We start from the raw sequence: 14,324 nt of genomic DNA, 5'->3' as shown, positions 1-14,324 counted from the left end.
GTTCGGAGTAGTTCGATGTTGCGGTGACCCCTGACGAGCTTTCCGTTGTGCGGCAACGGCTTGAGGCGTTCGCCGCAGATGTGTTCACCCCGTTGGTGCGGTCGGATCAGCGGGCAAAGGGTGGCACGTATCTGCGGGGGCTGCTGTTGGACGGGCGGCGTAAGTCGATGCAGCCGATGGCGGATCGGCTTGGGGTGGATCATCAGGGGTTGCAGCAGTTCGTGACGGCGTCGACCTGGGACACCACGGCGGTGCGGATGCGGCTGGCCGCGCGGGCGGTCGATGTGGTCGAGCCGGTGGCGTGGGTGGTCGACGACACCGGCTTCCCGAAGGACGGCAAGAGTTCGCCGGGTGTGGCCAGGCAGTACTCCGGCACGTTGGGCAAGGTGGCGAACTGCCAGATCGGGGTGAGTGTCCACGCCGTCACCGACACCGCCTCGTGTCCTCTGGACTGGCGGCTGTTCGTGCCGACCTCGTGGGACGACCAAGCCGTTGACGAGGCTGACCGGCCCGCGGTGGCTACTCGCCGGACCCGTTGCGGGATACCCGAGGACGAGCGCCATCGCCCGAAGTGGGCGCTGGTGGTGGGGATGCTCGACGAACTGGCCGAGCACGGCCTGCGCCCGCCACTGCTGGCAGCGGACGCTGGCTACGGAGACAACAGCCAGTTCCGCAGCGCCCTGGACCAGCGGGGAATCGGCTACGTCATGCAGGTCAAAGGCGACGCCCTCGCCCACAAGCCAGAGGTGCAACCGGTGCCGCGGGTGTGGTCCGGGCGGGGTCGCCCACCCATCCGCACCGACCCGCGCTACCCCAAGACGGCGGTCAGCCTGGTCGAGCACATTCGCGCCGCCAGCCGTCAGGCTGCGGAGACGATCACCTGGCGGGAAGGCTCGAAGGGCACGATGAGTTCCCAGTTCGTCTTCCTACGGGTCCGGCCGGCCGGGCATCGCGTCGCCCGTGACCCGGACGGTCTCCTGCCCGAGCGGTGGCTGATCGCCCAGTGGCCGGACGACGAGACCGAGCCGGTCAAGTACTGGCTGTCCAGCCTGCCCGCCACCACCAGCCACACCGATCTTGTCCGCTACGGCAAAATCCGCTGGCGCATCGAACACGACTACCGCGAACTGAAGACCGCCCTCGGCCTGGACCACTTCGAAGGCCGCTCCTGGACCGGCTGGCACCGCCACGTCACCCTGGTCACCGCCGCGCACCTGTTCATCACCGAACTGCGTCTGGACCCAAAAGCGGATGCGCCGGCCTGACCCTCTACACAGTCATCCGCGAGCTGCAACGACTCCTCGCGACCTGGACCGGCGCCTGCATCACCTGCCACCAACCCGTGAAACCGCTACACCGCAACAAACGCCACAGAACCTAACAAAGCACTACTAGAGCCTGTGTCGAAGTCGGTCACAGCCACTCGCTGATCGCGGCGACGTGCACGGTGGCTTCGTAGCGGACGGCGAGCTTGTCGAATCGGGTGGCCACGGCGCGGTTGCGCTTGAGCCGGTTGATGCCTTATTCCACGGCGTGACGCTGCTTGTACCGCTCGGGATCGAAGGCTGGTAGTCGGCCGCCCTTGGACCCCAGCTTGCGCCGGTTGGTGTCCTGGACCTCGCTACATCTCGAACACCGACACGCGAAGATCCTCAACCAACAGCTCAAGCCCTGGCACCGACTTCGACACAGGCTAGGTGTCGGCTCGGCGGAATAGGAGGCCATCGATGGACAACCCCGGTGAATCCTGAAAAGCGTTTCAGGGACTGGCTCGACGGCCGTAGGGGTGGCTCAGGGGGCTCATGAAGGGCATTACCGCAGGTGGGACGTCCATAAATCGCCGACGCCGAGATCAGCGGGAATTCAGTAAGTCGATGGTGTGTCTGGCGGGCGACAGAAACCAGCCTATGCTTCCGCCTTGGAAGCGCTCCCATCCAACCACCACCACTGGAGGGCAGGGCATGTCTCTGAAACAAACAGTGCGCGGCGTTGCGCTGGCGGTGTCTGTGGCCGTCGGTCTGTCGGCTGCCGCGACCACCACGGCAGCCACGGCCGCCTCTTATCACACGTCGTCTCCATTGGCGGCCGCCGCCGCAGCTCCGACCGCCGATTGGCTGCACACCGAAGGCAACAAGATCGTTGACTCTGCCGGCAATCAGGTTTGGCTGACCGGTGTGAACTGGTTTGGCTTCAACGCCACGGAGCGGGTCTTCCACGGTCTGTGGGGCGGTAACATCGAGACGATCACCCGCCAGATGGCGGAGCGCGGTATGAACATTGTCCGGGTGCCGGTCTCCACTCAGCTGCTGCTGGAGTGGAAGGCTGGGCAGACGGTGATGCCGAATGTCAACCTCGCGGCAAACCCGGAACTGGCCGGGATGAACAACCTGCAGATCTTTGACTACTGGTTGGACCTGTGCGAGAAGTACGGCCTGAAGGTCATGCTCGACGTGCACAGCGCCGAGGCCGACAACTCCGGTCACATCTACCCGGTATGGTGGAAGGGCACGATCACGCCGGAGTTGTTCTACCAGGGCTGGGAGTGGGTCACCGCTCGGTACCGGACCAACGACACGATCGTCGCGATGGACATCAAGAACGAGCCGCACGGCGCCCCGAACAACCCGCCGCGCGCCAAATGGGACTCCAGTACGGACCAGGACAACTTCAAGCACGCCTGCGAGACGGCCGGAAGGCGGATCCTGGCGATCAACCCGCACCTGCTGATCCTGTGCGAAGGCATCGAGGTCTACCCACGTCCAGGCGAGACGTGGAACTCGCCGAACACTGACCCGGACCTCAGCCCCAACTACTACTACAACTGGTGGGGTGGAAACCTGCGCGGCGCCAAGGATCACCCGATCAACCTGGGCGCGAACCAGGACCAGCTCGTCTACTCCCCGCACGACTACGGGCCGCTGGTGTATGAGCAGCCGTGGTTCCAGGGCGAGTTCGACAAGACCTCGTTGACCAACGATGTGTGGCGGCCAAATTGGCTCTACATCCACGAGGACAACACGGCACCGCTGCTGGTCGGTGAGTGGGGCGGCCGCCTCGGCCAGGACGCGCGGCAGGACAAGTGGCTCAAGGCACTGCGGGACCTGATGGGCGAATACGGCATACACCACACCTTCTGGTGCCTGAACCCGAACTCCGGCGACACTGGCGGCCTCCTGCTCAACGACTGGAAGACCTGGGACGAGGCCAAGTACAACCAGATCCTGAAGCCGGTGCTCTGGCAGCACAACGGCAGGTTTGTCAGCCTCGACCACCAGGTACGCCTGGGCGGCAACGCCTCGACCACCGGCATCAGCCTGACCGAGCGTTACGCCGACGGCAGCCAGGACGATGACGTCGCGCCGACGGCACCGGGCCGTCCCGCCGTAAGTGACCTGACGGCCACGGCGGCCACCGTGAGCTGGGCCGCGTCCACCGACAACGTTGGTGTGACCTCCTACGAGGTGCTGCGCGCCACCGGCACTGGCCCGGCGGCGGTGGTCGCCACCGTCTCTGGCACCTCGTACCGGGCGGTCAACCTCACCGCCGAGACCAGCTATACGTTCACCGTGCGCGCCCGGGATGCCGCTGGCAACGTCTCGGCACTCTCGCCGGCCCGCACCGTAACCACCCTGCCTGGTGTCGGTGGAGGCGGGTGCGCTGCCACGTACACGGTGAGCAACGCCTGGCAGGGTGGATTCCAGGGCCAGATCGCGGTGAAGAACTCCGGTGCCAGCCCGACCAATAGCTGGAGGGTCACCTGGACCAACCCGAGCGGCACCAGCATCTCGTCGGTCTGGAACGGGAAGTGGATCGTCGCCGACAGCAGAAACACCGTCAGTAACGAACCATACAACGGTCAGTTGGCTGCTGGCGCCACCACCACATTCGGTTTCACCGGCACCGGAGCGGGCACCGTACCTGCCGACCTGACCTGCTCGGCGTCATGACCGGCCCGCTCACCAGCGAAGCAGGGGCACAACCCGCGAAACGTAGGATACTGCGGATGGCCGGCGCGCTGGCCGTCCTCACCGCGGCGGCGACCGCGGTGGTGGTGGCGCCCCAACCGGCATATGCGCACGGCGCGATGACCTCGCCTGCCACCCGGACCTGGGCCTGCTACCTGGAGGGCCCGGAGAGCCCGCTGAGCAACGCCTGCCGCGACGCCGTCGCGCAGGGCGGCACCCAGCCGCTCTACGACTGGTACGGCGTGCTGGTCGGCGACAACGCCGGCCGCCACCGCGAACTGATCCCAGACGGCCGGCTCTGCGGCGCGGGAACCACCAAGTACGCGGCGTACAACGCCGCCCGCGTAGACTGGCCGGCAACCACCCTGGAATCCGGCGCAGCCCACCGGTTCACCTATGCCGCGTGGGCGCCGCACCCCGGCACCTTCGAGGTGTACGTCACCAAGGACGGCTACGATCCGACCGGGCCCCTCGCCTGGTCGGATCTGGAACCAGCGCCCTTCTCCATAGTGACCAACCCGTCAATCGTCGACGGTGCGTACCAGTGGGATGCCATGCTGCCTGCGAACAAGACGGGACGGCATGTCATCTACTCCATCTGGCAGCGTTCGGACAGTCCGGAGGCCTTCTTCAACTGCTCCGACGTGATATTCGGCGACGATGGTGGCAGCGACCCCGGCCCTGTCGGGAAGTGCTACGCCACGGTGACAGTGGACCAGCGGTGGCCGGGCGGGTTTCAGGCGTCAGTGACTGTACGTAACGACGGACCGGTCAGTGTACGGCCGTGGTCGCTCGGCTGGCACATGTACAACGGTGCCGTCATCGGCAGCGGCTGGAACGCCGTGTTCAGCCAGAGCGGGCACATGGCCCGGGCCGACGCGCCGAGATGGAACGACACCCTCGCCCCTAACTCGTCGGTGACCATCGGCTTCATCGCCACCGGCGAGCCGACCGATCCGCCGATCGCCACGCCCTTCCTGAACGGTGTGGCCTGCATGTAGAGGAGCACCGCGGCGAGGTCGTAGCGTAGTCGACGGTCCGTCCGGGCGCCTGAACAGACGCCTGGGCGGGCCGTTGCCGTCCCTACTGGTGGCCGGCTGGACGAACCCTCAGAGAGGTAAGGGGGCAAGGTTACCGACACGTTGCCATTGACGATCTCGTGTTCACTGTATACAACGTATTCGACAGGTTCGCATCCGCGGAGGAGGTACCACCAATGAACGGTCTTCCCACCAGGGCACTGCGTACGACGTTCGCGGCCGTCACCGCGCTCGGCCTGCTCGGCCTAGCGGCGACCGCCGCCAGCGCGGCGGCTCCGGCGCTGAGCTTCGGGTGCGAACGGATCGCCTGGAGCTCCGACGGCAACTACCACGACCGGGACGACATCGGTGCGTCCGCGATGGCGATCGCGCTGCTGGCCGAGAAGGGGCAGCAGTCCCGGCTGGTCCACTGGGACTACAACTCCCACCTCGGCAGCTCGAACAGTAGCTGGGAGCAGGACATGGTCACCGCGGCCGAGAGCACCGCGAACCAGTTCGGCTACGACGTGGGCGTGATCTTCCGCAACAGCCAGGCGAACCTCGGCAACGCCGCCAATCATCTGCGGAACAAGATCAACGCCTCGACCGCCAGCAGCCGGCTGTGCCTGGTCGGGGCGGGCCCGATGGGCGTGATCTACCGGGCGCTGGACGCCTCTAACCGGGACGTCCACGGCCACGTCACGCTGATCTCGCACTCGGACTGGAACAACAATCACGACGACGACGACAACATCTGGAACCTCGCCGACATCCGCCGCGACTTCCCGGATGTGAAGTACCGGCGGATCCCCGACCAGAACGCCGGTCTGGGCACCGGCGGGGGCGAGGCGAAATGGTCCTGGATGGCCAGCTCGGCCGATCAGCGGCTGCGGTATGTGCACAACGTGATCAACAACATCATGAACAAGAACGGTGACGTCTCGGACGCCGGAATGATGTACTTCCTGATCACCGGGGACGACGCCGGCAACGCCACCAAGCTGCGCACACTTCTTCAGTAGCGGTGAGACCCCGGCGGTGGCATCGGAGTGATCCGCTAGACCGCCGACATTTCACCGTCCGCTCACCGGAAGCTCGTCCTGCCCCGTCGCCACTTTGATCGGACGCCCTTCGGTGGCGGTCACTCCCCGACCGATCCTCCTCCTCCACCACCACCCCGATCCGGTCGGCGGCCGGATCAACCCCTTGGAGTCGCCATGACACAACCGAGTAGCACACAAATGTCCCGACGTAGAGCGTTGCACCTGGGCCTCGGCGCCGGCTTGGCCGTCGCGCTCGCCGGCTGCGGGGAGGACGGCACTTCGACCTCGACGGGTGGAGCCTCGCTCGGCGGCGGAAGCCTGACCGGCCTGATGCGGGCCAGCTTCATCCCCGCCATCCACGAGCTCCAGCAGAAGCAGGCCGCCGCCTGGGCCGAGGCGCACGACGGCGCCGTCGAGCTGACCTTCGCCAAGGAATGGCGGGAGCAGATCGCCGCCGTGGTCGAGTCCCAGGCAGGGGAGGATCTCGGTGAACTCTTCGCCAACCAGGCCCACATCTACGCCGACCGGCTGGTCGACCTGACCGACCTGTGCGAGGAAATTGGTGAGCGCAACGGCGGCTGGTACGACGTGGCCAAGGACGCCTGCGTCGTGGATGGTCGGTGGCGGGCGATCCCGCGGGCGTACACCGCCCACGTGATGAACTGGCGGACCGATCTGTTCGAACAGGTCGGCTTCACGGAATTCCCGGTCTCGTGGTCGCAGCTCGTCGAAGTGGCGACCCGGCTGCACGACGCCAAGCTGCCGCGGGTCTCACTCACTATGAACCAGGCGGGGCCGAACGACTCCGCCAGCGTCGCGTACTCGCTTTTGTGGTCGTACGGGGCGGCGGAGGTGGAGGCGGACGGCAGCACCGTCGCCATCAACAGCAGCCAGACCCGCGAGGCGATCAAGCTGATGCAGGAATTGGCCGCGGTCAGTGCGCCGGAGATCTCGTCGTACGACGAGGGCGGCAACAACACCAGCTTTCTCGCCGGAAAGATCGCCGTCACCCAGAACGCCACGAGCATCTGGTACACCGCTCAAGAGCAGGCACCGGAAATCGCAGAGAAGATGAGCCACGCGCGGTACCCTGGCGGGCCGGCCGGACGCCAACAACTCGTCGAGATGAACTCTCTGGCCATTTTCGGGCACAGTAAGCGGATTGAGCCGGCCACGGCATTCTACCGCTACCTGATGGAGCCCGAGCAGCTTGCTGCGCTCGCCGAGATCGCCATCACCTACTACACGCCGCTGCTCAGAAACTACGAAAGCCTGCGTTCCATGCCGTGGAACTCCGAGCCGAAGCTCGACGGGCTCGGCGGCCTGGCAGCCGACGGGCGCATGCCAGGCTGGCCCGGCCCGGCCTCGCGGCGGTCGGCCCAGGCGTACAACAACCAGACCATCGTCAACATGTTCGCCCGGGTGATCAGCGGCTCGGCGTCGATAGACGAGGCGGTCCGAGCGGCGGAGGACGAGCTCAAGAAGGTCTACGAGGGCTGACGACGATGGCCACAGACACCCTCGATCCGGCGGCGGGCACCGGCCCGCCGCCGGGGCGGCCTGCTCCCGGCGCCGATGCGGGCCGCTGGTCGCTGTTGGAGCGGGAGACCCCGCTGGGTTACCTGCTCGTGCTGCCGATGGCGGTCGTCGTGCTCGGCCTGGTGGGGTATCCGCTGGTCCTGACCGTCTGGTTCAGCCTCACGGACAAGTCGCTCGGCAGCGATGCGGTCTCCTTCGTCGGCCTCGCCAACTACCTAGGGCTGGTCGACGACCCGGTGTTCGGCCGCACCCTGTGGAACACCTTCAACTACACGGTAACCGCGGTCGTCGCCAAGCTCGTCCTCGGCCTGGCCATGGCATTGGCGCTGAACGAGGTACGGCGTTTCCGCCGGTTCTTCCGCGCGGCGTTTCTGCTGCCGTGGGTGGTGCCCTCGTCGTTGAGCGTGCTGGCCTGGATGTGGATGTTCCAGGCCGACTTCAGCGTGCTGACCTACCTCGGCCGGCAGCTCGGTCTGGTTGACGGCAACATCCCCTGGCTCGGCGAGGCCGGCTGGGCGATGGCCGCAGTGCAGACGGTGAACATCTGGCGGGGCGCGCCGTTCTTCGGGATCATCATCCTGGCGGGACTGGCCACCGTGCCGAAGGACCTCGTCGAGGCAGCGGTCGTCGACGGCGCCAACTCCTGGCAGCGGCTGCGGTACATCATCCTGCCGCACCTCACCCCGATCCTCGTCGTGGTCACCCTCTTTTCGTTCGTGCAGACCCTCGGCGACTTCCAGATCGTCTGGATCCTCACCAACGGCGGCCCGGTCAACAGCACACACCTGATCAGCACCCTGGCATTCCGTACCGGCATCCGGGGCGCAGACATCGCCACTGGTTCGGCGATCTCGTTCTTCGTGTTTCCCGCGCTGGCCGCAATCATCGCGATGCAGTTGGCCGTGATGCGACGAAAGGCCAAGTGACATGACCGCCCTATCCGGCCGAACCTCGCGGCCCCTGCCCGCTTCCCCACCACGGACGGCACGGCTGCTGCGCCGACTGCGGCTGACCCGCGGGCTACTAATCACCGCGACGATGACGCTCTTCACCGTGTTCACCCTCTTCCCGTTCGTCTGGATGGCGCTGACCTCCGTACGCACCGGATCGGACCTCTACCGCGTCGCCGACCAACCTTTCGCGGTCACCGGGCTCACCCTGGAGCACTTCCGGGCGCTGCTGACCGAGACGAAGTTCCTCACCTGGTCGCTGAACAGCCTGATCGTCGCTCTCTCCGCGTCGGCCATCGCGCTGCTCATCGGGGTGCCCGCGGCCTACAGCCTGGGCCGGCTGCGTTACCGGGGCGGCGCGGTCGTCGGCGTGATTGTGTTCTCGACCTACCTGTTGCCGCCGGCGCTGCTGTTCATTCCAATGAACGTCGTGGTCAACCGGCTGCATCTAGCCAACTCGCTCGGGGCGCTGATCCTGGTCTACCTCACCTTCCTCGTGCCGTTCATCGCCTGGATGCTCTCCAGCTACTTCCAGAGCCTGCCGGTCGAACTGGCCGAGGCGGCGCGAATCGACGGTGCCAGTCGGCTGCGGGCGATGGTGCTGATCGATTTACCCCTGGTGCTCCCCGGCGTGGTTTCGGTCTTCTTCTTCGCCTTCACCCTGTGTTGGCAGGAGTACCTGTACGCGTTGACCTTTGTCCGCTCGGCAGACAAGCAGCCGGTGGCAGTCGGCCTGGTCAACGCTCTTCAGGTGGGTGACGTCTTCGCCTGGGGTCAGCTGATGGGCGGTGCGCTGCTCGGAGCGCTGCCCGTGGTGATCGTCTTCTCGTTCCTCATGGACTACTACCTGTCCGGGCTGACCGCCGGGGCGGTGAAGGGATGACGATGAACGAGCGGACAACAGGGCTCGATCACATCGGGCTCGTCGTGACAAACACCGAGGAAGCCCTGGCGCTTTGGCGTGACCTGCTCGGCTTCTCAGTGGACCACGCCGAGGTGGTCAACGGCGGCACCGTGAGGCTGACTCACCTCGATCTAGGCTCGGTGCATCTGCAACTGGTCGAGCCCTTGATCCGGCCGCACCCGCTGCACGACTGGATGGACCGGCACGGCGCCGGCCTGCACCATCTCTGTTTCGCTGTGCCCGATGTCGAAGTCGCCTGGACTGGCGACGGGGTCGGCGTGCCGCCCGCACAGCCGGCGCCGCATCAGGGCACGCGCGGCCGGCGTGCGGTCTTCCTCGATCCGGCGTGCACCGGCGGTGTCCAGCTGGAGCTGGTCGGGTCATGACCGCCTCACGGTACTGGCCGGACCGCGCGACGCTGCCTCCACCGTGGTCCGAGCCGCTCATGCCGCCGCTGGCGGAGCGGATCGCCGCCGCCGGATGCACCGTTGTGGTGCTCGACGACGACCCGACCGGAACGCAGACCGTGCACGGGGTGCCGGTCCTCACCCGCTGGGATGTGTCGTCGATCGCCGCCGAGCTTGCCTCGAGACCGCCGGCACTGTACCTGTTGACGAACTCACGGTCACTGGATCCGGTCCGGGCAGCGGAGATCAACTTCCGCACCGGTTGGCAGATTCGGACTGCGGCGCGGTGGACGCGGCGCGCGATCGCGGTGGTGAGTCGGGGTGATTCCACGCTGCGGGGCCACTTCCCCGACGAGACGGTGGCCCTGGCAGAGGGACTCGGCGGCGCGGTTGACGGGGTGCTGATGGTCCCAGCCTTCCTCGAAGGAGGCCGTGTGACCGTCGATGGTCGGCACTGGGTGGCCGACGGCACCCGTTGGAGACCGGTCGCGGACACCCCGTACGCTCGGGACGCCACCTTCGGCTTCACGTCGTCCGACCTGCCCGACTGGGTGGCCGAACGTAGCGGAGGGCAGATCCCGCGCGACAAGGTCGAAGTGCTGACCCTCGCGGATATCCGCCGAGGCGGCCCGGCGGCCGTGGCCGAACGCCTCGGCGCATTGCGGAACGGCGCCGTATGCGTTAGCGACGCCCTAGATCCGAGCGACCTGGAGGTCCTGGTCACCGGCGTGCTGATCGCCGAGGCGGCCGGGGCCCGCCTGCTCTACCGCACCGCCGCCTCCTTCGTGCCAGTCCGCGCCGGGATCACGGCGCGTGGCCTGCTCACAGCAGCGGAACTGGGACTGGCACGGCGAGGTGGACCGGGTGGACTGGTCGTGGTCGGTTCCCACGTCCCCACCACGACCGCCCAACTCGGCCGTTTGCTTACGGCCGACGCGGTGGTGGGCGTACAGGTCGATGCTGCGGCTCTCGACGAGGCCGGCCGGCGGGCCGAAGCAGAGGCCGACCGGGTCGCCGAGACCGCTGGCGTCGCTGTGGCCTCCGGCCGGGACACCGTGGTTTACACCAGCCGAACCGTCCTGGCCTCGAAGTCCGCGAGTGAGGCCCTGCACCGCAGCGTCCGGGTCTCGGCGGGCCTGATCGGCGTCGTTGACCGGCTACCGGTGCGCCCGGCTTATGTGATCGGCAAGGGTGGCATCACCGCGAGCGACGTCGCCACCGCCGGTCTCGGGATCGTCCGCGCGCAGGTGGAGGGCCAGATTCATCCTGGTGTGCCGGTGTGGCGCGCAGGGCCTGAGTGCCGGTTTCCAAATTTGCCCTACGTGGTCTTCCCCGGGAACGTCGGCGGACCGGACGCTCTGCTGGCTGTTGTGCGGCAACTCGCAGGGAACGAGGGCGGGGATGACTGACGTCTCGGATGTATACGCTGGGCACGCCGAGTTCAGTAATGGCGGGCTGATTGACGTGCACGGGCACTTCGGCAGGTCGGCTGCCACTGGGTACAGGGCCGACGCCGACGCGATGTTGGCGGCCATGGACCGCCACGGTGTCGCGACGACCCTCGTGATGCCGCAGCCGGACGCCGACCGGGGGGCGTCCGAACAGGTGCACGCCGAGGTCCTCGACGCCGCCGCGCGATGGCCACGGCGAATCGAGGGGATTGTCAACATCGATCCACGGTTGCGGGAGGCGGATTACCGGCAGGCAGCCGGGGCGCTCCTGGCCGATGCGACGTTCGTCGCTATCAAGATCCATACTCATGGGTTCCGGGTGGCACCCGATGACGAGGTATGTGACAAAGTGTTCCGGCTCGCCGCCGACCACGGCGTACCAGTGATGATCCACACCGGCCTCGGCGGGCCGCACACCCTCCCGCACCGTGCCCTGGCTCCGGCCCGCCGTTACCCGGCGGTTCCGACGGTGCTCTGCCACGCCGGATTCGGCGCGTTCTGCGGTGAGGCCATCGAGGTGGCGCAGGACCGTCCCAACGTCTACCTCGAACCCTCGTGGTGCCCGGCCTTCAGCGTGCGGAAGATGGTGCGCTGCCTCGGCGCGCACCGGGTCATGTTCGGCAGCGACCACATCGAAAACATCCCGGTCGAACTAGCGAAGTTCGACGCGGTACGGCTCACACCGGCGGAGCGTCGGCAGGTCTTCGCTGCGACCGCTGCCGCTGTGTTCCGCCTTGCTCCCAAAGCTCGACCGGAGGTGTCCTCGTGACCGAGTACCGCATAGCCGTGCTGCCCGGAGACGGCATCGGTCCCGAGATCACCGACGTGGCGACTCGCGTCCTCAACCATGTCACCAGCCGTCACGATGGCGTGGTTGTCGACTTGGTGCCGCATGACGCCGGAGCGGGTCGGTGGCAACGCGAAGGTGTCGCCCTCACCGACGAGACATACGACGAGTGCGTCCGTGCCGACGCCATTCTGATGGGCGCGATCGGCCTGCCCGAGGCGCGCCATCCGGACGGTCGCGAGGTCAACGGCGACGTGATCTTCCGGCTCCGCTTCGACCTCGACCTGTATGCCGGCATCCGGCCGGTCCGGTCCTGGGGCGGCCTGACCAGTCCACTGTCGGCGGCACCACCGATCGATTACGTGATCGTGCGAGAGAACGTCGAGGGTCTCTACGCCTCGCGTACCGGTGGGTGCAACGTCCGGGAGGAGGTCGCGACGGACACGATCGTGATCACCGCGACCGGTACCCGGAAGGTCACCGAGCAGGCATTCCGGCTAGCCGCCAAGCGAAGCGGCCGTCCTTGCGACGGCCAAAGCATGGTCACCTGCGTCGACAAGGCCAACGTGCTCAGCTCGTACGCATTTTTTCGCCGGGTGTTCGATCAGGTCGCCGCAAGGCATCCCGACGTGGCGACCGACCACGTCTACGTCGACGCGATGACCGCGTACCAGGTGCAGCAGCCCGACCTGTTCGACGTGGTGGTAGCCGAGAACATGTTCGGAGACATCATCTCCGACCTGGCCGCCGCCACCGTGGGCGGGCTCGGCCTGGCTGCTTCCGCTGACGTCGGCGACCGCCACGGGCTGTTCCAGCCGGCGCACGGCTCCGCGCCGACGATTGCCGGTCGGGGTGTCGCGAATCCGCTGGCCACCGTGCTGTCGGCGGCCATGATGCTCGACTGGCTCGGCGACCGGCACGCCGACCCGGCCGCGGCGGAGGTGGCGACGGTGATCGAGAGCGCGGTTGGCGATGTGCTCGCCGCCGGTCAGGTTCTAACTCCGGACATCGGCGGAACCGCAGGAACGGTCGAGGTCGGCGAGGCGATCGTCGCCGCCGCCGACCGGCGGCTGTGGCGCGGGGGAACGAACTGATGGGGCGGACGCTACGGGGACTGATGGTCGGAGCCGGCTACTTCGCGCCCATCCAGCTCACGGCCTGGCGGGACGTGTCCGGCGCGGAGATCGTCGGCCTGGTGGGCCACCGGGACCCGCAGCGGGTCGCCACGGTGGCCCGTGAGGCCGGCGTGGGCTGGTCCGGTGTGGACTTGGACGCTGCGATCGAGCTGCTGCAACCGGACTTCCTGGACATCTGCACACCGCCGGCCAGCCACGGCGAGTTAGTCCGCCGGGCCGTCGCCGGTGGAGTGCCAGTACTGTGCCAGAAGCCGCTGGCACCGACCGTGACCGAGGCCGCGGATCTGGCGAAGTTTGCGGAGCGACACCGGGTGCCGCTGGTGGTGAACGAGAACTGGCGGTGGCAGCCGTGGTATCGAGAAGCAAAGCGCCTGATCGACGCCGGTGTGATCGGCCGGCCTTTCCACACCACGATGCGGATGCGGCCGGGCGACGGGTGGGGTGAGAACCCCTACCCGGATCAGCCCTACTTCGCCACCATGTCGCGACTAGTGTTGTTTGAGACGGGTGTGCACTATGTCGATACCGCGCGATTTCTCTTCGGAGAGATTGAGCAGGTGCAGTGCGTGACGGCCACGGTCAATCCGGCGGTGGCGGGCGAAGACCTCGTGGTGGCGGTGCTGCACACAACCCACGGCGGCATCGTGGTCTACGACGCCGACCGTGCGGCCGTCGCCGAGACGGTCCGGAGTCTCGCGTACGGCACCATGTCGGTCGAGGGGACCGAGGGCACCCTGCAGGTGGCCGACGACGGCAGGATGACCCTGCTGCACCGGGACGGCCGGGTGGTCGAACACGACTATCATATTCCGCCGGGGTGGAAGGGCGGGTGTGCCGTGGCTGCCCAACAGAACTTCGTGGACGCGCTGAATGGGGCAGCCATAGCGGAAACACCGGCGGCGGAATATGTCCGTACCATGCGGGTTGTGGAAGCCTGTTACCTGTCCGCCGCGCATTCGCGGGCTGTCCGGCTCTGGCCCCAGCGCAGCTGGGCGGGTGTCCTGGGCCCGGCTGATGAAAGGCCGATGTGAGTACCGACGCCACCTATCTCCCCGTTGAGGAGAGCACCTACCGGCGAGTCCGTCAGATGCTGCTTAGCGGCGAGATCCCGGCCGGGCATCCG

The 14,324-nt window shown here is 67.1% G+C and carries 12 protein-coding genes; all 12 read left to right on the top strand.

Annotation, left to right across the window (positions count from 1 at the left end; genetic code table 11):
• Window positions 1–23 precede the first annotated feature (23 nt).
• The 12 genes from O7601_RS00510 to O7601_RS00455 all read left to right on the top strand — a co-directional run bounded on the left by O7601_RS00510 (window position 24) and on the right by O7601_RS00455 (window position 14,232).
• Window positions 24–1,265: an IS701 family transposase gene (locus O7601_RS00510; RefSeq protein WP_216592455.1), complete on the top strand. Its 1,242-nt coding sequence runs from the start codon at window positions 24–26 to the stop codon at window positions 1,263–1,265.
• A 696-nt stretch (window positions 1,266–1,961) separates the two neighbouring features.
• Window positions 1,962–3,947: a cellulase family glycosylhydrolase gene (locus O7601_RS00505; RefSeq protein WP_281566746.1), complete on the top strand. Its 1,986-nt coding sequence runs from the start codon at window positions 1,962–1,964 to the stop codon at window positions 3,945–3,947.
• 56 nt (window positions 3,948–4,003) lie between these two features.
• Window positions 4,004–4,966 (top strand): lytic polysaccharide monooxygenase, encoded by a 963-nt coding sequence (locus tag O7601_RS00500; RefSeq protein WP_281564350.1) that lies wholly within the window; start codon window positions 4,004–4,006, stop codon window positions 4,964–4,966.
• 215 nt (window positions 4,967–5,181) lie between these two features.
• Window positions 5,182–6,006, top strand: a complete 825-nt coding sequence (locus O7601_RS00495) for a hypothetical protein (protein WP_281564349.1) — start codon at window positions 5,182–5,184, stop codon at window positions 6,004–6,006.
• Between the two features lie 219 nt (window positions 6,007–6,225).
• Window positions 6,226–7,527 (top strand): extracellular solute-binding protein, encoded by a 1,302-nt coding sequence (locus O7601_RS00490; protein ID WP_281564348.1) that lies wholly within the window; start codon window positions 6,226–6,228, stop codon window positions 7,525–7,527.
• 5 nt (window positions 7,528–7,532) lie between these two features.
• Window positions 7,533–8,492, top strand: coding sequence for a sugar ABC transporter permease (locus tag O7601_RS00485; RefSeq protein ID WP_281564347.1), 960 nt, complete (start codon window positions 7,533–7,535; stop codon window positions 8,490–8,492).
• A gap of 112 nt (window positions 8,493–8,604) precedes the next feature.
• Complete coding sequence (locus O7601_RS00480; protein ID WP_281564346.1) at window positions 8,605–9,399, top strand: carbohydrate ABC transporter permease; 795 nt, start codon at window positions 8,605–8,607, stop codon at window positions 9,397–9,399.
• Complete coding sequence (locus O7601_RS00475; protein ID WP_281564345.1) at window positions 9,396–9,806, top strand: VOC family protein; 411 nt, start codon at window positions 9,396–9,398, stop codon at window positions 9,804–9,806. The genes O7601_RS00480 and O7601_RS00475 overlap by 4 nt, the downstream gene beginning before the upstream one ends.
• Window positions 9,803–11,236, top strand: coding sequence for a four-carbon acid sugar kinase family protein (locus tag O7601_RS00470; protein ID WP_281564344.1), 1,434 nt, complete (start codon window positions 9,803–9,805; stop codon window positions 11,234–11,236). The genes O7601_RS00475 and O7601_RS00470 overlap by 4 nt, the downstream gene beginning before the upstream one ends.
• Window positions 11,229–12,047, top strand: a complete 819-nt coding sequence (locus O7601_RS00465; protein ID WP_281564343.1) for an amidohydrolase family protein — start codon at window positions 11,229–11,231, stop codon at window positions 12,045–12,047. The genes O7601_RS00470 and O7601_RS00465 overlap by 8 nt, the downstream gene beginning before the upstream one ends.
• On the top strand, window positions 12,044–13,159 hold the full coding sequence (locus O7601_RS00460; RefSeq protein WP_281564342.1) for an isocitrate/isopropylmalate dehydrogenase family protein: 1,116 nt from the start codon (window positions 12,044–12,046) through the stop codon (window positions 13,157–13,159). The genes O7601_RS00465 and O7601_RS00460 overlap by 4 nt, the downstream gene beginning before the upstream one ends.
• Window positions 13,159–14,232 (top strand): Gfo/Idh/MocA family oxidoreductase, encoded by a 1,074-nt coding sequence (locus O7601_RS00455; RefSeq protein ID WP_281564341.1) that lies wholly within the window; start codon window positions 13,159–13,161, stop codon window positions 14,230–14,232. The genes O7601_RS00460 and O7601_RS00455 overlap by 1 nt, the downstream gene beginning before the upstream one ends.
• Window positions 14,233–14,324: the final 92 nt, after the last annotated feature.

The sequence above is a fragment of the Verrucosispora sp. WMMD573 genome (assembly GCF_027497175.1).
In the GTDB taxonomy this organism is placed as follows: domain Bacteria; phylum Actinomycetota; class Actinomycetes; order Mycobacteriales; family Micromonosporaceae; genus Micromonospora.
This window is presented reverse-complemented; position numbering and strand designations above follow the sequence as displayed.

Excerpts from the sequence above, each read along its gene's own strand:
- O7601_RS00505 (WP_281566746.1), top strand. The coding sequence starts at position 1,962 with ATGTCTCTGAAACAAACAGTGCGCGGCGTTGCGCTGGCGGTGTCTGTG.
- O7601_RS00500 (WP_281564350.1), top strand. The coding sequence starts at position 4,004 with ATGGCCGGCGCGCTGGCCGTCCTCACCGCGGCGGCGACCGCGGTGGTG.
- O7601_RS00495 (WP_281564349.1), top strand. The coding sequence starts at position 5,182 with ATGAACGGTCTTCCCACCAGGGCACTGCGTACGACGTTCGCGGCCGTC.
- O7601_RS00490 (WP_281564348.1), top strand. The coding sequence starts at position 6,226 with ATGTCCCGACGTAGAGCGTTGCACCTGGGCCTCGGCGCCGGCTTGGCC.
- O7601_RS00485 (WP_281564347.1), top strand. The coding sequence starts at position 7,533 with ATGGCCACAGACACCCTCGATCCGGCGGCGGGCACCGGCCCGCCGCCG.
- O7601_RS00480 (WP_281564346.1), top strand. The coding sequence starts at position 8,605 with ATGACGCTCTTCACCGTGTTCACCCTCTTCCCGTTCGTCTGGATGGCG.
- O7601_RS00475 (WP_281564345.1), top strand. The coding sequence starts at position 9,396 with ATGACGATGAACGAGCGGACAACAGGGCTCGATCACATCGGGCTCGTC.
- O7601_RS00470 (WP_281564344.1), top strand. The coding sequence starts at position 9,803 with ATGACCGCCTCACGGTACTGGCCGGACCGCGCGACGCTGCCTCCACCG.
- O7601_RS00465 (WP_281564343.1), top strand. The coding sequence starts at position 11,229 with ATGACTGACGTCTCGGATGTATACGCTGGGCACGCCGAGTTCAGTAAT.
- O7601_RS00455 (WP_281564341.1), top strand. The coding sequence starts at position 13,159 with ATGGGGCGGACGCTACGGGGACTGATGGTCGGAGCCGGCTACTTCGCG.